Here is an 18745-nt window from a genome sequence, read left to right on the forward strand (position 1 = left end):
GACCTACTCGACCGCCGCGTCGACAGGCGTAAACAGAACAGGAGAACCAACCATGCTTCGTCCCCAGGACGGCCCCACTCGTGAACGCCGCTCTCTCGGCGGCCTGTGGAGCTTCCGCCTGGACGCGGAGGGGGCCGGCCGTGCCGAGGGCTGGTGGCGCTCGCAGCTCGCGGGCGCCGTGGACATCCCTGTGCCGGCCAGCTACAACGACATCTTCCCGGACACGACCGTCCGTGACCATGTCGGCGACGTCTGGTACCAGACGCAGGTATGGGTTCCTGCCGGGTGGGCGGGGGAACGGACGGTACTCCGCTTCGACGCCGCGACGCATCGCGCCACCGCCTGGGTCAACGATGTCGAGGTCGCCCGGCACGAAGGCGGTTACACCCCCTTCGAGGCCGACGTCACGGCGCACTTGCGGCCGGGTGCCGAAAACCGTGTCACCGTCGTGGTCAACAACGAACTGACCTGGGAGTCGATACCACCCGGCCGAGTGGAGGAACGCGAGGACGGCCGCCGGGTGCAGCACTACTTCTTCGACTTCTTCAACTACGCGGGCCTGCACCGGCCCGTGTGGCTGTACACCACGCCCCCCGTCCACATCACCGACATCACCGTGACCACCAGCCTGAAGGACACGACCGGCCTCGTCGCCTACCGCGTGGACAGCACCGCTCAAGCCGAAGAGCACGTGGTGCGTGTCTCGCTGCGCGATGCCTCCGGGGTCGAGGTCCATGCCGCCACCGGGGCGGTGGGGACCCTCAGGATCGAGGACGTGCACCCCTGGGCGCCCGGAGACGGCTACCTCTACGAACTCGAGGCCACGCTCTGGAGCACCTCCGGCGACCTCGTCGACAGTTACCGGCAGTCCGTGGGGGTGCGCACTGTAGAGGTACGGGGCAAGGAATTCCTGATCAACGGAGTCCCGTTCTATTTCAAGGGTTTCGGCAAGCACGAGGACGCCGCCGTGCGCGGCAGGGCTCACGACGACACCCTGATGGTTCATGACTTCGCCCTGCTGGAGTGGACCGGCGCGAACTCGTTCCGCACCTCGCACTACCCCTATGCCGAGGAGGTGCTGGACTACGCGGACCGACAAGGTGTGGTGGTCATCGACGAGACGGCGGCCGTCGGCCTGAACCTGAACATCGCGGGAGGTGTTTTCGGCTCCGGCCGGAAGGCGTCCACGTTCTCGCCCGACACCGTGGGTGAGAGCACACTTCGCACGCACCTGCAGGCGGTGAGGGAGCTCGTGGCGCGCGACAAGAACCATCCGAGTGTCGTGCTGTGGTCCATCGCCAACGAGCCGGACAACGTCCAACCGGAGGCGCGCGACTACTTCGCACCACTGGCTGCCGAGGCACGCCGACTGGATCCCTCACGGCCCGTCGCCTACGTCAACGCGCTCATGGGGAAACCGGACGAGTGCGTGGTCACCGACCTGTTCGACGTCGTGCTCCTCAACCGTTACTACGGCTGGTACTTCGGCCCCGACGACCTGGCGGCGGCCGAGACGGATTTGGAGGCGGAACTCCGGCAGTGGGCCGCGCACGACAAGCCCATCGTCATCACCGAGTACGGAGCGGACACCTACCCCGGACTGCGCAGCGTCGTACCCAGCCCGTGGACCGAGGAGTACCAGACCGAACTGCTCGACGTGTATCACCGGGTGTTCGACCGTGTCGACGCGGTCGTCGGCGAGCAGGTCTGGAACTTCGCCGACTTCGCCACGGCGCCCGGTGTCTTCCGTGTCGACGGCAACAAGAAGGGAGTGTTCACCCGCGAACGCCGGCCGAAGGGCGCGGCGTTCAGTCTGCGCGCCCGCTGGCGGAAGGCCGACTAGGGTCAACGCCGTTGCTTTCGCTGTGGGCGTAGGCTGGTTGGGAGTCGGTGCCGGGGGTGGTGCGGGTGGCTGCGAGTGCGTCTGACTTATCGGGTCTTGGCCTGTTGACCTGGGTGTATCCGCCGGGGCTGGTGGACCGGGTGGTGGCCGCGTGCGGCCGGTCCGAGCAACGTAGGCGACTGCTTCCTGCGCGGCTGATGGTGTACGTCGTGCTGGGGCTGGCGCTGTTCTCACCTGCTCCGTATCTCGAGGTCATGCGACACCTGGTGGCGGGATTGCGAGGGCTGGGGCTGCTGGGTGACTGGCACGTTCCGGCGAAATCATCGCTGTTCAGGGCCAGGCAGCGGCTGGGTTCCGAGCCGCTGCAGGTGCTGTTCGCGGCGACCGCGAAGCCGATGGCGACCGAGTCGACCCCCGGTGCGTTCTGGCGGGGATTGCGGCTGCTGGCCGTCGACGGGACCTGCTGGGACGTCGCGGACACCGAAGCCAACCAGGCCGCCTTCGGCCGTCCCGGCAATGGCCGCGGGACCGGCAAGAGCGCCTTTGTGCAGGTGCGGATGGCAGCCCTGGTGGAGGTGGGCAGCCATGCGGTGCTGGACGCGGAACTCGCCGGCTGCCGCACCGGGGAAGTGACCCTGGTTGGCCGCTTGCCCCGCTCCTGCCCTTCGTCGGACCGGGACTCCAACAGCCGTCCAGCAGCGACTCGTCCCCACTGCGGTTCAACGGCACGGGACAACAAACGCTGCACCAAGGTAGAGCTACTACCTGGCTTGCCCCGCGGGGCCAAGTGCTGTGAGCGGAAGGCTCTCCAGGACATCCCACTCTCGGAGCCCAGGCCCTCGACCAGGCCGAACGGCGAGGATCGGCAGTGCACGTCACCGTGGCCGTCTATGAGACGCCTAGGAGGCGAGGGAGACTGAGAGTTCCTCCAGCACCCCGGTCGCCACGGTCAGCTCTGGTACCTGCGCGGCCAACGTCCGTCTGTCGGTGCTGTGTACGTACACCGTGTTGTAGCAGGGGCCCTCGCCCTCGCCCGTCGGGAATGGCAGTCCGTCGATCCGCCAGTCGCCGCTCCACGGCAGATGCCCGCCCTCCCGGTCGTACACCCCCTCGCGCGTCAGCGTCAGCTCACCCAACCGCACCGTGCCCTCCCGGTCGAACATCTCGCGGATTCGCCGCACGATCCGCTCGCGGGTGCGGTCCACGATCAGGGCCGACAGCTCCTCCTGCCGAGGTGACCCGCTGAGCGTCAGCCGGTCTTCCGTGCCCTCCAGGGCCAGCTCGCAGAGGGCGGGTAGGGTCCGTGCCCCGACGCCGGGGAGGGTCCGCCCGGGGACGGTGAACTCCCGACGATGCCATACGGCTCGTATGGCATCGCAGGGGATCACGAGCCGCCCGGTGTCGGTCGCGACCACCAATCCGTCCGTGTACGCCAGGTACTCGGGGCTCCCGTCACGCGGCCGCGGGGGAGGGAATGAGCGTTCCAGAACACCCGGGTCCGGCCGGTCGCCGCCGTACAACTCCAGCATCGTGCCGCTCAGTTCGCCCGCGTCCTCGTACGCGGGTGCGGGCGGCGGCCCGCCCAGGGGGTTGAGCAGCGGCTGGTGTGCTCGCTGCTGCGCCTCGAGGGCGCGCTGTCCCCGGTGCCGGGCGATGGCGCCGGCGACCATCACCGCGCCCATGGCGATCAGCGCCGTCCCGGCAGCAGCCTGGAACTGGGCCCCCACCCAGCCCCCGACAGCCACCAGCAACGTACCCACGATGACAAACCCGACCACCATCAGGCACCCCCGTGGCTCTGACTCCATGTCTCTGATTCAGCTCACGAAGTCTACGAACTCCTCCCATGCGTCAAAGGTGAACGAGCGGTGAGGGCCCTGTGTCCCTGCAGCGCCTACGGGGCGGGAAAAGCCTCGCGGCGGAGCTCCTGAACGCCGGCTTCTCGATGACCGTGAGGCCCAAGCGCTGAACGCGACGGGGCATGCTGTTGATTGCGGTTGAGTGCCGCTGAGCCGCCGTTGCCTATGATTTGGGCATGCCACCCCCGAGTGTCGCTCCGGACCGGCGTTCCGATGATGTGCTGCCTGTTGGCCGGACGTCTTCCGGGGTGGATCGGGTAATCGCGGTGCTGTCGTGGTGGTGGATGACCACTCCCCTCATCCTGCTGACTCCTGCGATCGCCCTTGCGATGGGGTTTGCGGAAGTACGGGACGAGTTCGGCAGGATGTTTGGGCTCGCTGCTCTGAGCAGTGCCGCGGTCGCGCCGGCAATTGGGGCCGTGGTGGCGCTTGTCGGGCGTCGACGGCGGGCTTGCCGGCGCTTCGCCATCATGGGAGCGGTGTCCAGCGTGCCAGTCCTCTTCTTCTGGATCTTCGGAGTACTGCTCGCTGAGTGCCCTGATGGTTATCACTGCTAGAGATCTTTAACGGCGCGGGTTACGCAGCAAGATGCCCCCGGGCCGAAAGGTCGGAGGCATCCCATCGAGACCTACCAGCACGGGGAGGTCGGTGTTGGTCAGGAACGATAAGGCTCTACGCGGGCGGGGACGTGTTTGTGCCAGGGGGTGCCGGCGATGGGGTCGCGCCAGGTGAGGTCTGTGAGCGTGTTCAGGGCGACGCCGACGCGTTCGGTGTCGCCGTCCTCGGTGGGCAGGTCGAGGCCGAAGCCGTTGGGCAGGGCCGCGTGTCCTGCTTGCAGACGGTCGTCGATCTCGACGACTGCCTGAGCGGTGCCGCGGGTGGTGGTGATCTGGGCGAGGGCGCCGTCGGACAGGCCGAGCTGTTCGGCGTCGTGCGGGCTGATGCGCAGGGCGCCCTGTTGGTCGCGCTTGCGCCAGGTGTTGTCTCGGAAGATGGTGTTCGCGGTGAAGGCCCGGCGCTGTCCTGCGGCCAGGACGATCGGGAAGTCGTCGCTGGTGTGCACGGCGGGAGTGGTGTCCAGGTCGGCGAGGAGGCCGAGGAGTTCGGGGATGGGCAGGGGGATGCGGTGGCCGGGGTGGGGCACGTAGTTCCAGGCGTCGGCGTACTCGTCCTGCGTGAACGTGATGCCGGAGCGGCCTCCCAGCATGGCGTCGAACAGGGCGTCGGCGCTTGGGTGTCCTGCCCGGCGTATGGCGGCGGGGTACTCCCTGGCGATGCGCTGGGCGAGCGCCCACAGCACGGCGGCGGAACGGGCGCCTGCGGGGAGGGTGGGGCCGAGGGTCTCGTACAGCAGGTACGGGGCCGTCGCGAGGGTGCTCTTGTCGACGGTGGCCAGGGCGGCGAAGGCGAACTTGAAGGGGGTACGGCCCAGGCGGGCCGCGGCGTGCAGCAGTGTCAGCCTGCTGCGGGGGACGGCGTTCAGTTCGCGGATGAGGCGGGCGTAGATCTCGGGTTCGGGCAGGGTGCCGGGCAGCGGGTCGAGGACCGGGGCGCGCAGGTGGAAGGTGTTGTGGGGGAACTCGAAGGTGAAGAAGGTCGCTTCCCACTTCTCGAACTGTGAGGCTGCCGGCAGCACGTAGTCGGCCTGGCGGCCGGTCTCGGTCAGGGCGATGTCGATGACGACGACCAGGTCGAGCGCGGCGAGCGCCTTGGCGAAGGCGGCGGAGTCGGCCAGCGAGTGCGCCGGATTGGACGACTCGATGATCATCGCTCGGAACCGGTCGGGATGGTCGGTGAGGATCTCCTCGGCGATGACGTTGCAGGGCACCAGGCCGCCGGGCATCCGCGCGCCGGTGACGGGGGTGTGATGCGGGCTTGTCGAGTAGCGGGCCAGCGGGGCGATCCACGAGTGCGGCTGCATGGCGCCGGGCTTGGCGAAGTTGCCCGTCAGCAGCCAGGTCAGCTTGTTGAGGTAGGACACCAGCGTGCTGTTGGGACCCTGCTGGACGCCCAGGTCCTCGTACGTCGACACGCTGGAGGCGGTGCCGATCCTGCGGGCCGCCTGACGCAGCAGATCCTCGTCCACACCGCAGGTGCGGGCGCAGCGGGCGACGTCCACCCCTTTGAGATGCTCGATCACCGTCTCCGCGCCGGTGGTGCGGGAGGTGAGGAAGGCGTGGTCGAGGAGGTCTTCCTGAACCAGGACGCCGAGGAGGCCGGCCAGGCACCAGGCATCGGTGCCGGGTTTCACCTGGAGGTGGATGTCGGCGAGGTCGGCGGTCTCCGTGCGCACCGGATCGATGACGATCATGGTGCGGGTGGAGTCCTTGGCGATGTCCTTCAATATGGTGCGGGCGCGCGGGACGCCGTGGGACTGCCAGGGGTTCTTGCCGAGGAAGAGGGAGACTTCGGCGTTCTGGAAGTCTCCGGTGGTGTGGCCGCCGGTGAGGTGGGCGTCGACGAAGCCCTCGCCGGTCTTCTCCTGGGCGAGCGGGTTGGAGCGATAGCGGGCGCCGAGGGCGCGTAGCAGGGCGCCGCTGTAGGCGCCGCCGAGGTGGTTGCCCTGTCCGCCGCCGCCGTAGAAGAAGATCGATTTGCCGCCGTGGGTGTCGCGTACGGTCTTCAGTCGGGTGGCGATCTCACCGATGGCGGTGTCCCAGTCGATGGGGGTGAAGCTGCCGTCGGTCTCCCGGCGCAGCGGCGTCGTGAGGCGGGCTCCGCCGTTTTGGTAGTGGTCCAGGCGCAGGGCTTTGTTGCAGGTGTAGCCGGCGGTGGCGACATGCTCCTTGTCGCCGCGGATCTTGGCGAAGCGGCGGCCGTCGGTCTGGATCTGGATGCCGCAGTTGTTCTCGCACAGGATGCAGGCGCTCTTGTGCCAGGCGGTGTCGGCTGTCATTGGCCCTGTCTCCTTATGCGGTGGGCAGCTGGGGCAGCCCTCCCCGGGCGAAGTCCCCGGGGTAGGGGGGTGTGTGGTCGGCGAGGTGCCGGCTCAGCCCAGCGGGTCGGTGGTGTCGCGCAGGGTGGACAGGGCCGGGGAGTACATGCGGGCCTTGATGGTGCCGAGGGTGTCGCCGGCCTTGTTCACCTGTGCCTGGGCGATCTCGATCGCGGTGGAGCGCACGGCGTCCTCGCTGACCGCCTGGTCGACGATGCCTGCGGCCGCGGCGTCGGTGCCGCCGTAACGGCGGGCGGTGAGCATGGCCTCGTGCGCGGTCTGCGGAGCCAGCCGGGACTGGATCAGCGCGGCCATGCCGGGGGTGAAGGGGATGTTGATGTCCGCTTCGGGCAGGCACCAGTAGCCGCGGTCGGCGCGCATCACACGGAAGTCGTGGGCGAGGGAGAACATCGCGCCGGCGGCGAAGGTGTGCCCCTGCAGCGCGGCCACCGTGATGACCGGCAGCGACAGCATCCGCGCGAACAGTTCATGGACCGAGACGACGTAGTCGTGGTACTGGTCGGCGTGCGCGGACAGCCAGTCCAGGTCGAGCCCGTTGGAGTAGAACTTGCCGGTCGCGGCGGTGACCAGGGCGCGGGGGCCTTCCGCCTTTTCCACCTCATCGAGCGCGGCATCGACGGCCGTGAGCCAGTCGGGGTGGAAACGGTTCTCACCGACTCCGAGGTCGAGGACGAAGACGTTGTCGTGGCGGTCGAGCGAGGGCATGGCGACTCCTTCGAGCTGAACTGACTGGGTCAAGTGGCTGCGGGCTACGGCCGGGGCTCCGATTCGGCGGCACCGGGGCGGTCGCGCAAGGTGTGGAGAAGTAGGTCGTGGATCTCGGCGGCGGCTGCCTCGACCGGGGCGGTACTCTGCTCGGCCCGGCACATGATCACCGCGCCTTCGACCGCCGCGATGATGAAGGCGCCCAGCCGGCGGCTGCGTTCCTCGGTCAGGCCGTGCCGGACGAACAGGGCCGCGAGGGCCTCCTGCCAGCGGGCGAAGACAGCGGCTGCCGAGACGACAAGCTGGGGTGCGTCGTCGTTGGTCTCGACGGCCACCGCCACTATCGGGCAGCCGGCCCGGAAGCCGCTCTCCACGAGCCGGTCGCGCCACAGCGCGAAGAACGCGTCGACGGCCTCCACCGGATCATCCGCCTGCATGGCGGCGTCGATCAGGCCCGCGATGAAGTCCCCCGCCAGTGCCACCGCTTCGTCGATGAGCTGCGTGCGCCCGCCGGGGAAGTGGTGATACACCGAGCCCCGAGGGGCTCCGCTGTGTGCCAGCACCCGGTCGATGCTGGTCGCGCTCGCCCCGTACTCGCGCAGCAGGGCGGCGGCGCTGAGGACCATCCGGTCACGGCTGTCACTCTTGCGCGGGCTCACCTGCCCACCACCTTCCGACGAGATTGCAGCCCGCCGTAACGAGCTACCTGTCGGTAACTTATGAGGTATGGCATAGAACATGCAAGGGGGGCGGATGGCCGTTCGGTCGGAGTCGACGGCGTGGCGGCATGTGGGCGACCGCGTCGCGTACGCCGTGAAGGTGCCGAACAGCTGCGGGACCAGCAACCCCAGGACCAGGCCGAGCCACGTCGCGTGCAGAACCCCGACGGGTGCCCACCACTCGGCTGCCTGAGGTGTCCCGAGGGTTAGAGTGACGTGCAATGTGGGGGATCCGTTTGGTGTGAGCCAGTACTTCTCCTCCAGGCATTCCATGCTTAGAGTGTTGCTCTAACGTGAGTGAAGCGAGGAGGTGCCCGCGGCATGAGGCTGACTCCCACGGAGCGTGATCGGCTGCTGCTCTTCGGAGCTGCCGAGTTGGCTCGCGCCCGCCGCGCGCGCGGTCTGCGGCTCAATGTGCCGGAGGCGACCGCGTTGATCGCGGACGCCGTCTGCGAGGCCGCCCGCGACGGTGCCCGGCTTGTGGAGGCCGTCGAGCGCGGCAGGTCCGTGCTCGGCCCGGACGATGTGCTGCCGGGTGTCGCGGACGTCGTCACCGAGGTGCAGGTCGAGGCGGTGTTCGACGACGGGTCGCGGCTCGCGGTCGTGAGTGACCCGATCGGCGGGAGTCTTGGTGCGCGGGCTCCGGGCGCGCTGCTGCCGGGGCCCGAGCACGCCGAGCCCGAGGCGGTCGTGCGGCTGACGGTCACCAACACCGCCACCGTGCCGGTCTCCGTCACCTCCCACTTCCACTTCTTCGAGGCCAATCCGCGGCTCGACTTCGCTCGGGAGAGGGCCTACGGGATGCGGCTCGCCGTACCCGCCGGATCGTCCCTGCGGTTCGGGCCGGGGGAGAGCCTCGAGGTCGGGCTGGTGCCCATCGGGGGCGACCGGATCGCCATCGGGTTCGCTGGTCTGGTCGACGGGGCACTGGACGCGCCCGGCGCCCGCGAGGAGGCACTCCGCCGCGCCGCCGCCTGCGGCTACCTCGGCATACCGGAAACACCTGATACGGAAACACCTGATCAGGAGGTCGCGCGATGAGCCGTCCAGGAGGCCACCCCGCCGAGGCCCGCCGCCTCAGCCCGTACGAGTACGCCTCCACCCACGGCCCGCGCGCGGGTGACCGGATCCGGCTGGGCGACTCCGGCCTGACGATCCGCGTCGAGTCCGACTCCCAGCGCTACGGCGACGAGTTCCTCGCCGGGTTCGGTAAGACCGCCCGGGACGGACTGCACCTCAAGGCGGCCGCCGTCCGGGAGACCTGTGACCTCGTCATCAGCAACGTCGTCGTGATCGACGCGGCGCTGGGGATCCGTAAGGTCTCCATCGGCATCAGGGAAGGCCGGATCTGCTCGGTCGGGCGGGCCGGGAACCCCGACACCCTCGACGGAGTCGACGTCGTCGTGGGCACCGGGACTTCCATCGTGTCCGGCGAGGGGCTCATCGCGACCGCCGGAGCCGTCGACACCCACGTTCACCTGCTGTCGCCGCGGATCATGGAAGCCTCGCTCGCCTCCGGCGTCACCACGATCATCGGGCAGGAGTTCGGGCCCGTATGGGGCGTCGGGGTCAACTCGCCGTGGGCGCTGCGGCACGCGTTCAACGCCTTCGACGCCTGGCCGGTCAACATCGGCTTCCTCGGGCGCGGTTCGTCCTCCCACGAGGCGCCCCTGATCGAGGCCCTCGCCGAGGGCGGCGCGTCCGGCTTCAAGGTGCACGAGGACATGGGCGCCCACACGCGCGCCCTGGACACCGCCTTGCGTGTCGCCGAGGAACACGACGTCCAAGTCGCCCTGCACAGCGACGGGTTGAACGAATGCCTCTCCGTCGAGGACACCCTGCGCGTGCTGGAGGGCCGGACCATCCACGCCTTCCACATCGAGGGCTGCGGCGGCGGACACGTCCCGAACGTGCTGAAGATGGCCGGCGTCCCGAACGTCATCGGCTCCTCCACCAACCCCACCCTCCCCTTCGGCCGGGACGCCGTCGCCGAGCACTACGACATGATCGTCTCCGCCCACGGCCTCAAGACCGACCTGCCCGGCGACGCCGCCATGGCCCGCGACCGCATCCGCGCCGGCACCATGGGCGCCGAGGACGTGCTGCACGACCTGGGCGCGATCGGCATCACCTCGTCGGACGCGCAGGGGATGGGGCGGGCCGGCGAGACCGTCCGCCGTACGTTCGCGATGGCAGGGAAGATGAAGGCCGAGCTCGGCGCCCCGGACGACGGCCACGACAACGAGCGTGTCCTGCGCTACCTGGCCAAGCTGACGATCAACCCGGCCATCGCGCACGGTCTCGCCCACGAGGTGGGGTCGATCGAGGTTGGCAAGCTCGCCGACATCGTGCTGTGGCGGCCGGAGTACTTCGGCGCCAAGCCGCAGCTGGTGCTCAAGTCCGGCTTCCCGGCGTACGGCGTGGTCGGCGACCCGAACGCCGCCACCGAGACCTGCGAACCCCTCGTCCTCGGCCCGCAGTTCGGGGCGTACGGTGCCACGCCCGCCGACATCTCGGTCGCCTTCGTCGCCCAGGCGGCCGTGGACCAGGGCAACGACTTGATGCCAACCCGGCGCCGCAGGGTCGCCGTACGGGGCACGCGCGGCATCGGGCCGGCCGACCTGCGCCTCAACTCCCGTACCGGAGCGGTCGATGTGGACCAGCGCACGGGGCTGGTCACGCTCGACGGAGAGCCGCTGCGCTCCGAACCGGCCGAGTCTGTCTCCCTCAACCGCCTGTACTTCCTCTGAGGACGTAAGGACGCTTCATGTCTGCTGCCGCCGACGGCTTCCGCATGCCCGCCGAGTGGGCCCCGCACGAGCGCACCTGGATGGCGTGGCCGGGCCCGAATCCGACCTTCGACGACCCCGAGGGCCTCGCCGCCGCGCGCGTCGCCTGGGCCTCGGTCGCCCGCACGGTGCGCCGCTTCGAGCCGGTGACGGTGGTGTGCGGCCCCGGACAGTCGGCCGAGGCGCGCGCTCTGCTCGGGCACGGCATCGACACGGTCGAGCGGGACCTCGACGACGCCTGGATGCGCGACATCGGGCCCACGTTCCTCACCGACGGCGCCGGTGAACTCGCCGCCGTGGACTGGACGTTCAACGGCTGGGGTGCCCAGGACTGGGCGCGCTGGGAGCACGACGCGAAGATCGCCGAGTACGTCTCCGACCTTGCGGGCTCGGCGAAGACGTACACCTCGGAACTCGTCAACGAAGGCGGTGCCATCCACGTCGACGGCGAGGGCACGGTCCTGCTGACGGAGACGGTCCAGCTCGGGCCGGAACGCAACCCGCACTGGACCCGCGAGCAGGTGGAGGCCGAGATCCACGCCCACCTCGGCACCCGCAAGGCGATCTGGCTGCCGCGCGGCCTCACCGGCGACTACGACGGCTTCGGCACCCTCGGCCATGTGGACATCGTCGCCGCGTTCGCCCGGCCCGGTGTGGTCGTGGCCCATGTGCAGCCGGACCCGGCCCACCCCGACCACGAGGTGACGCAGGAGGTCGTCGGCCTGCTGAAGGCGCAGACCGACGCGCGCGGCCGCCGCCTGGAGGTCGTCGAGGTGCCCGCCCCGACCGTCCTGGAGACCGACGGCTACTGGGCCGACTACTCCTACATCAACCACTACCTCTGCAACGGCGGCGTCGTCCTGTGTGGCTTCGACGACCCCCGGGACGAGACCGCGGCCGACGTCTTCCGCCGGCTGTTCCCGCAGCGGACGGTGACGCTGGTGGACGCGCGGCCGATCTTCGCGGGCGGTGGGGGCATCCACTGCATTACTCAGCAGCAGCCGAAGGTCGTGGTCAGGTAGAACGTACGGGTGAACGTACTGCTGCTCTGCACGGCCTGCGGCCATCCCCTCACCGAACCGCTGCGCCGGCTGCCCGAGCTGCCGGAGCGCCCCTATTTCGACGGGCTGCCGGGCCCGGACGGCTCCCGGCACGCCCCGCCGACGGTGCCGCGCGGCACGTACGCGGTGGATCCGGAGCCGTCCGGGGCGCCTTTCGTGCCGCATCCGGATCCTGAGTGGGAGGGAGCGGCGATCCCAGGGCTGTCCATGTCGGACCCCGACGGCGACGGATGCCTGATGTCCGCCGGGCCGCGCGACACCCTGGTGACACACCCGGAGGACACCGCCGGGCGGCTGTCCCACAATCCCAAGTTGTCAGAGGTCGGCTGCTGCGGGGTATCCGGCCAGAAGGGGCCCAACCAGGTGTGCGGCAGCTGCGGCGCGGTGGTCGCGACCCTGTTCAGCGACTGCTATGTCCCGTACGAGACCCACTTCCTGCCCGACGCCGTACGGGTTGAGGCCGCCGAGTGACCACCCGCCGCCGCACCCCCGCCCCGCCCCGCGAGGACGTACTCGCCGCCGCCATGGGCATGATCGCCGAGCGCGGTCTGGAGAAGCTCACCATGGCGGCGCTCGGACGCGAGGTCGGGATGAGCAGCGGGCATCTGCTCTATTACTTCCACTCCAAGGACGAGCTGCTGCTGCAGACCCTGGAGTGGAGCGAGGGCCGACTCGGTGCCGAGCGCGGTCGGCTGCTGACCCGCACCACGTCCGCCCGTGAGCGGCTTGACGCGTACGTCGACCTGTACGTGCCCGACGGCCACCGAGACCCGCACTGGACGCTGTGGCTGGAGGTCTGGAACCGCTCGCAGAACGCCGACGACGCGGCCCGCGACCGCCAGGCCGCGATCGAGGGTGCCTGGCACCGCGACCTGGTGGCCCTGCTGGCGGAGGGGGTGTCGAGGGGAGAGTTCCGGCCGGTCGACCCGGACCGTTTCGCCGCCCGGCTGCGGGCGCTGCTCGACGGGTTCTCCGTCCATGTGGCGATCGGACTACGGGGTACGGACCGGGCCCAAGTCCTGCGCCACGTACGGGAGTTCCTGGACGACAGCCTCCTCGCGGACTCCTGAGTCCACGTCCACGTCCAGGTTGTACGCAGCACCGCGGTTGGCACTGTGGCGCGTGCTGCGTTGGCCCAGATTCGCTCGATTCCATCGTCCCCACACTTGAATCGAGCGCACAGGTCCGGCATCGTGCTTGAAACAAGCGCAATGCCTGCCGTTCACGCAGGAGAGAGGTGCTGCATGGACGACATCGACCGGGCCATCCTGCGGGAGCTGCAGGTCGACGGCCGGATCCCTTACGCCGATCTGGGTCCGAAGGTCGGGCTGTCGCCCTCGGCCGCACGGCTCCGGCTGCAGCGGCTGATCGACACCAAGGCGGTCCAGGTCGTCGGAGTGACCGACCCGATGACGATGGGCCGGCAGACGATGGCACTCCTGGGCTTGCGCACCGACGGCGATTCCCGGGCGGTCGCCGATGAACTGTCCCGGCACGACGAAGTCGTGTACACGGTCCTGACGGCCGGCGGCTTCGACCTGTTCGCGGAGGTGGTGTGCGCGCAGCCCCGGGATCTTCTGGACTTCATCAACGACGTCGTGCGGCCCGTCGAGGGTGTCGCATCCGTGGAGAGCTTCCCCTACTTCGGGATTCACACGCACCGCTTCCTGTGGCACGTCGACTGAGGCATCCGAGCCGTCCGAGCCCTGTTTGCAGCGTCCGAGCCCTGTTCGCCCGCACCAGCCCCCTGACTGCCCGCACCGGCCGAGGAATCCCGCATGCAGCCCGACGAGTACGAGTACGAGCACCGCACGATCGACTTCTTCACCAAGGACGCCCTTCCCGCCCCCCGCATGGCGCCGGCCGAGGCTGAGCTCATCGCTGCCGAACACCTCGGCATCACCGCTCGCGCGCAGGCGCTGGGCAGCCAGCAGGACGCCAACTTCCTGCTGCACACAGACGACGGGACACCCGCGGCGATTCTGAAGATCGCCAACCCCGCCTTCGGCACGGTGGAGATCGACGCCCAGGACGCGGCAGCCGACCTGATCGCCTCGGCCCGCCCGGAACTGCGTATCGCCACGGTCCTGCGCCGCCCCGACGGCTCCCCGCGACGTACGACGGTGGACACCGAGGACGGTCCGGCCGTCGCGCGCCTGCTGCGCTACCTGCCCGGCGGGACGCTCTCGGGACCACGGCACCTGTCCGCCGACACCGTGGCGGGCATGGGCACCCTCGCCGGACAGGCCAGCACCGCTCTACGCGACTTCCGGCACCCGGGCCTCGACCGCGTGCTTCAGTGGGACCCGCAGCACGCCGATCGCGTCGTCGCCAAGCTCGCCGGGCACATCGACGAAACCGACCGGCGCACCGCCGTCCAGGCCGCGACCGCCGAGGCCTGGGCGTATGTCCAGAAGCTCGGCGCCACGCTGCCGTCGCAGGCCGTGCACCTGGACCTCACCGACGACAATCTGATCCGCCGTCCCGACAGCCGTCCGCCCATGCCGGACGGGGTCATCGACTTCGGTGACGTGACCACAAGCTGGGCGGTCGGCGAACTCGCCGTGTCACTGTCCTCGATGCTCCACCACGACGGTGTCGAGCCTCACCATGTGCTGCCGGCCGTCCGCGCCTTCCACGCCGTTCGGCCGCTCTCCGCCGAGGAAGCCGAGGCGGTGTGGCCGCTCGTGGTCCTGCGCGCCGCCGTCCTGGTGGCCAGCGGGCGGCAGCAGGCCGCCGTCGACGAGGACAACGCGTACGCCAAGGACGCGCTCGACCGCGAATGGCGCATCTTCGAACAGGCCACCCGGCTGCCCCTGCCGGTGATGACCCGCCTTATCAGGGACGCGACCGGCATGGCCGACGTGCCTGCCGAGACCGCCCAGACCGCCGAGACCGCCGAGACCGCCCAGACCGCTCGGACCGCGCAGGCCGATGCGTCGCTGCGCCCTCTCCTACGGGACCTCGCCGCCGGCGACATCACCCTCCTCGACCTGTCCACCGACGCCGATTCCATGGACCACGGAGCCTGGACGGACGCCGGCACCGAGGCCCGGCTGGTGACCTCCGCGCTCGCGGACGGAGCCGCCGCCGTCGCCACCCGGTACGCCCATGCGCGACTGGCTCGGACACCGGCGCTGTCGGCGGTGTCCACCGCCACGGTGCCCACCGGAATCGACCTCTGGCTCGGCCGGGATGCCGTGGTGCAGGCGCCCGCCGCGGGGAAGGTCCTCGCCGCGGCGCCGGGCCACGTGGAACTCACCTACGGCGCGCAGACTCTGACGCTGTCTTTCCCCCGCGCGGTCCAGCCCGTGGTCACCACCGGTGCGACGGTGCAGGCGGGCGAGGACATCACCCACCTCAGCTCCGGTGCCTCGGTCCACGTCGCGCTGCGCGACGCCGACGGCCCCGCTGCCCCACGCCTGGTTCGTCCCGAGTACGCCGCCGGCTGGCTCGCGCTCACCGCCGACCCCGCCCCGCTCCTCGGACTCCCGGCCGGCTCCGACCGTACGCACGAGAGGGACCTGCTCGACCGGCGGGACGCCACGTTCGCCACCGTGCAGGAGCACTACTACGCCAACCCTCCACGTATCGAACGTGGTTGGCGCCACCATCTGCTGTCCACCGACGGCCGGTCGTACCTCGACATCGTCAACAACGTCACCCCACTCGGCCACGCCCACCCCCGCGTCGAGCAGGCGGTCTCCCGGCAGTTGCGGCGGCTCAACACCAACTCGCGCTTCCACTACGCCTCCGTGGTGGAGTTCACCGAGCGCCTCGCCGCCCTCCTCCCCGACCCTCTGGACACGGTGTTCCTCGTCAACTCCGGTTCGGAAGCGGTGGATCTGGGCCTTCGGCTGGCCATCGGGGCCTCCGGCCGGCAGGACGTCGTCGCGCTGCGCGAGGCGTACCACGGCTGGACGTACGCCTCCGACGCGGTCTCCACCTCGCTCCAGGACAACCCGAACGCCCTTGCCACCCGCCCGAGTTGGGTGCACACCGTGGACTCGCCCAACTCCTACCGCGGCCGCCATCGCGGGCCGGACGCCGTGCGCTACGCCCCCGAGGCCGTCGCGGTGATCGACGAACTGGCCGCTGCCGGCCGCCCGGCGGGAGCATTCATCGGCGAGACCTTCTACGGCAACGCCGGGGGAGTCGCCCTTCCCGACGGCTATCTCGCCCAGGTGTACGCGGCGATACGGCGTCACGGCGGCCTGGCCGTCGCCGACGAGGTCCAGGTCGGATACGGCCGCCTGGGACACTGGTTCTGGGGCTTCGAGCAGCAGCAGGTCGTCCCCGACATCGTCTGTGTCGCCAAGGCCATGGGCAACGGACACCCCCTCGGCGCCGTCATCACGTCGAAGGCGGTCGCGGACCGGTACCGCCACCAGGGCTACTTCTTCTCCTCCACCGGCGGCAGCCCCGTCTCCAGCATCGTGGGCCTCACCGTCCTGGACGCCCTGCGCGACGAAGACCTCCAGGGCAACGCGGCGCGCGTCGGCGGCCATCTGAAAAGTCGGCTCGAGGCACTGGCCGACCGCTACGGCATCATCGGCGCCGTCCACGGCTCGGGCCTCTACCTCGGCGTCGAACTCGTACGGGACCACGTCGGCCTGGAACCCGCCACAGAAGAGACCGCCGAACTCTGCGACCGCATGCTCGACCTCGGCGTGATCGTCCAGCCCACCGGGGACCACCTCAACATCCTCAAGATCAAGCCACCGCTGTGCATCGACACCACCGCAGCCGACTTCTTCGCCGACGTGCTCGACCTGGCCCTCACCCAACTCGGCCACTCCCGCTGACGCCGCACCACGTCGCAGGTCGCTCGACCTGCACTCACTGGCGGAGTGTGCGGAGCGTGCCGATGATGTCGTCGGCGCGGGTGTCCGGGTTGACGAAGGCCATGCGCAGCACGGTTGTGCCGTTCCACTGGGTCGGCACGCACAGCATGGCGCCTGTTTCGGCGGTACGGGCGGACCATGACGCGTAGTCCTGCGGGCCCCAGCCTGGGCGTTCGAAGAGGACGACGGACAGTTCGGGCTCGATCGTCAGGCGTAGATGGTCACTGGCGCGTATGGCGTCGGCGACCAGTCGGCTGGTGGTCAGCGTCTGTTCCACGGCACGCGCGTACCGCTCGGTTCCGTGGACGGCCAGGCTGAACCAGAGCGGCAGACCCCGGGCGCGGCGGCTGAGGTGGAGGGCCAGGTCCGACGGGTTGTGGACGTCGCGGTCGATGGCGTCGAGATAGTGCGCCGACTGACTGTGCGCGGCGCGTGCCGCCGCGGGGTTCCGGTAGAGCAGTGCGCAGCAGTCGTACGGGGCGAAGAGCCATTTGTGGGGATCGACGATGAAGCTGTCGGCGCGTTCGATGCCGGCGTAGAGGTGCCGCACACTGGGTGCCGCCAGGCCCGCTCCGCCGTAGGCGCCGTCGATGTGCAGCCACACCTGGTGGCGTTCACATGCCTCGGCGATGTCATCGAGGTCGTCGATGAGACCGGCATTGGTGGTCCCGGCGGTCGCCACCACGGCGAACACGCCGGTCGTGGAGTCCAAGGCCGCGTTCACGGCGGCTCCGGTGAGGTGTCCCCGCTGGTCCACGGGTGCGGTGACGACCGTGACATCCATCGCTTGGGCCGCGGACCTGATCGAGGAGTGGGCGCTGTCGGCACACACGATCTTCCAGCCGTCCGTCGGCCGGGGGCCGGATGCGGCGGCAGCGGCGCGGGCCGTGATGAGAGCCGAGAGGTTGCCCATGGTGCCGCCGCTGACGAAGCATCCCGCTGCGGTGCCGGGCCATCCGAGCAACTGGGTGAGCCAGGCCAGCGCCTCGTTCTCGGCATGAATGGCGCCGGCTCCCGCCTCCCAGAGGCCCGCGAAGATGTTCGCCGCGCCGGTGACCGCGTCGAAGGCGAGTGCGGCACGGGTGGGGGCCGCGGGGATGTACGCGAGGTTCGTCGGTCCGTTCTGGGCGCGGGTGGCGGGTACCAGGACTTGGTCGAACAGTTTGAGGGCCGCGGCGCCGCCGATTCCCCAGGGGGTGATGGCCGTACGGGCCGCGAGGGCGAGGTCGGCGGCGGGGCGGGCGCCGGTCACCGGATCCGGAGCCTGCGTGATGCGCCGCCGCGCGTAGTCGAGGGCGGCCGCCACGATCTCGTCCTCGTCACCCCATACCCGGCGGTCCACACGGGCGGCGCTGGTCGTTGACGTGTTGTCGCATTGCGCTTTTTGCATGGCGTGAACCTAGGAAGGCGTATCGGAATGCACAATATGCGGCAGGAATGATGAGCAGAATGCTCAATATGACACTCTCGCGCTGTGCCATACTGAGCACCATGCGAAACGTCGACGCCCTCGACGCCAAGATCCTCCTGGCGCTCGACGCGGACCCACGAGCCACGACGGTTGCCCTGGCCGAGCGGCTCGGTCTGGCCCGTAACACCGTGCAGGCGCGTCTGAAGCGACTGGAAGAAGGCGGTCAACTCAGGGAGCACAGTCGGCGCGTGGCGCCCGAGGCTCTCGGCTATCCGCTGCTGGCCCTCATCACGATGTCGATCAGCCAGCGCATGGGCCAGTCCACCCGCGACGCGATCCTGCGCATTCCCGAGGTGGTCGAGCTGCTCGTCACCACCGGCGACGGCGACCTGCTCGCCCGCGTGGTCGCCCGGGACACCGAAGACCTGCACCGCATCACGAACCTGTTGCTGGAAGCGCCTGGGGTCGTCCGGTCCAACACCACCATCGTCCTGCTCGAGGTGCAGCCCTTCAGCGTCAGGTCCCTACTGGAACGACACGCCGGCCCCTGACGCGGAG

Annotated in this window: 15 protein-coding genes; 10 read left to right on the top strand and 5 right to left on the bottom strand. The window is 69.8% G+C overall.

The annotated features are described in order from the left end of the window. The first annotated feature begins 52 nt into the window (after positions 1-52). Both uidA and ACQEVY_RS32605 read left to right on the top strand, forming a co-directional pair. Complete coding sequence (gene uidA / locus ACQEVY_RS32600; protein WP_432952956.1) at positions 53-1843, top strand: beta-glucuronidase; 1791 nt, start codon at positions 53-55, stop codon at positions 1841-1843. Positions 1844-1947: 104 nt separating this feature from the next. After that, positions 1948-2763 carry a transposase domain-containing protein gene (locus tag ACQEVY_RS32605; RefSeq protein ID WP_432952957.1) on the top strand — a complete coding sequence of 272 codons (816 nt, stop codon included), beginning with the start codon at positions 1948-1950 and terminating at the stop codon, positions 2761-2763. On the opposite strand, the gene ACQEVY_RS32610 is transcribed toward ACQEVY_RS32605, so the two are convergent. From ACQEVY_RS32610 to ACQEVY_RS32625, 4 genes are all read right to left on the bottom strand, one after another. Further along, positions 2743-3651, bottom strand: a complete 909-nt coding sequence (locus ACQEVY_RS32610; RefSeq protein WP_432952958.1) for a hypothetical protein — start codon at positions 3649-3651, stop codon at positions 2743-2745. The two genes, ACQEVY_RS32605 and ACQEVY_RS32610, sit on opposite strands and share 21 nt — an antisense overlap. A gap of 706 nt (positions 3652-4357) precedes the next feature. Continuing rightward, positions 4358-6598, bottom strand: a complete 2241-nt coding sequence (locus tag ACQEVY_RS32615; protein WP_432952959.1) for a molybdopterin-dependent oxidoreductase — start codon at positions 6596-6598, stop codon at positions 4358-4360. Between the two features lie 93 nt (positions 6599-6691). Beyond that, positions 6692-7363 carry an enoyl-CoA hydratase-related protein gene (locus ACQEVY_RS32620; protein WP_432952961.1) on the bottom strand — a complete coding sequence of 224 codons (672 nt, stop codon included), beginning with the start codon at positions 7361-7363 and terminating at the stop codon, positions 6692-6694. A gap of 44 nt (positions 7364-7407) precedes the next feature. Continuing rightward, positions 7408-8022, bottom strand: coding sequence for a TetR/AcrR family transcriptional regulator (locus ACQEVY_RS32625; RefSeq protein ID WP_432952962.1), 615 nt, complete (start codon positions 8020-8022; stop codon positions 7408-7410). Between the two features lie 381 nt (positions 8023-8403). Here ACQEVY_RS32625 and ureA point away from each other — a divergent pair, with 381 nt between their 5' ends. From ureA to ACQEVY_RS32660, 7 genes are all read left to right on the top strand, one after another. Further along, positions 8404-9123, top strand: coding sequence for an urease subunit gamma (ureA, locus tag ACQEVY_RS32630; RefSeq protein ID WP_432952964.1), 720 nt, complete (start codon positions 8404-8406; stop codon positions 9121-9123). After that, entirely contained in the window at positions 9120-10832 is a 1713-nt protein-coding gene (locus tag ACQEVY_RS32635; protein WP_432952966.1) for an urease subunit alpha, read from the top strand. The genes ureA and ACQEVY_RS32635 overlap by 4 nt, the downstream gene beginning before the upstream one ends. 17 nt (positions 10833-10849) lie before the next feature. Further along, entirely contained in the window at positions 10850-11893 is a 1044-nt protein-coding gene (locus tag ACQEVY_RS32640; protein ID WP_432952968.1) for an agmatine deiminase family protein, read from the top strand. A gap of 9 nt (positions 11894-11902) precedes the next feature. After that, positions 11903-12403 (top strand): hypothetical protein, encoded by a 501-nt coding sequence (locus ACQEVY_RS32645; RefSeq protein WP_432952969.1) that lies wholly within the window; start codon positions 11903-11905, stop codon positions 12401-12403. A gap of 53 nt (positions 12404-12456) precedes the next feature. Then, the gene (locus ACQEVY_RS32650; protein ID WP_432955512.1) at positions 12457-13002 is read left to right on the top strand and encodes a TetR/AcrR family transcriptional regulator; all 546 of its coding nucleotides are present in this window, start codon (positions 12457-12459) and stop codon (positions 13000-13002) included. A 174-nt stretch (positions 13003-13176) separates the two neighbouring features. After that, the gene (locus ACQEVY_RS32655) at positions 13177-13617 is read left to right on the top strand and encodes an Lrp/AsnC family transcriptional regulator (RefSeq protein WP_432952971.1); all 441 of its coding nucleotides are present in this window, start codon (positions 13177-13179) and stop codon (positions 13615-13617) included. 93 nt (positions 13618-13710) lie between these two features. Continuing rightward, entirely contained in the window at positions 13711-16737 is a 3027-nt protein-coding gene (locus tag ACQEVY_RS32660; RefSeq protein ID WP_432952973.1) for an aminotransferase, read from the top strand. A 34-nt stretch (positions 16738-16771) separates the two neighbouring features. On the opposite strand, the gene ACQEVY_RS32665 is transcribed toward ACQEVY_RS32660, so the two are convergent. Beyond that, entirely contained in the window at positions 16772-18166 is a 1395-nt protein-coding gene (locus ACQEVY_RS32665; RefSeq protein WP_432952975.1) for a pyridoxal phosphate-dependent decarboxylase family protein, read from the bottom strand. Positions 18167-18267: 101 nt separating this feature from the next. On the opposite strand from ACQEVY_RS32665, the gene ACQEVY_RS32670 reads away from it, so the two are divergent. Further along, a complete protein-coding gene (locus tag ACQEVY_RS32670; RefSeq protein ID WP_432952977.1) occupies positions 18268-18738 on the top strand; it encodes an Lrp/AsnC family transcriptional regulator in 471 nt (156 codons plus the stop codon). Positions 18739-18745 lie beyond the last annotated feature (7 nt).

Origin of the sequence: Streptomyces sp. CA-288835 (assembly GCF_050936385.1) — a bacterium.
GTDB lineage: Bacteria > Actinomycetota > Actinomycetes > Streptomycetales > Streptomycetaceae > Streptomyces.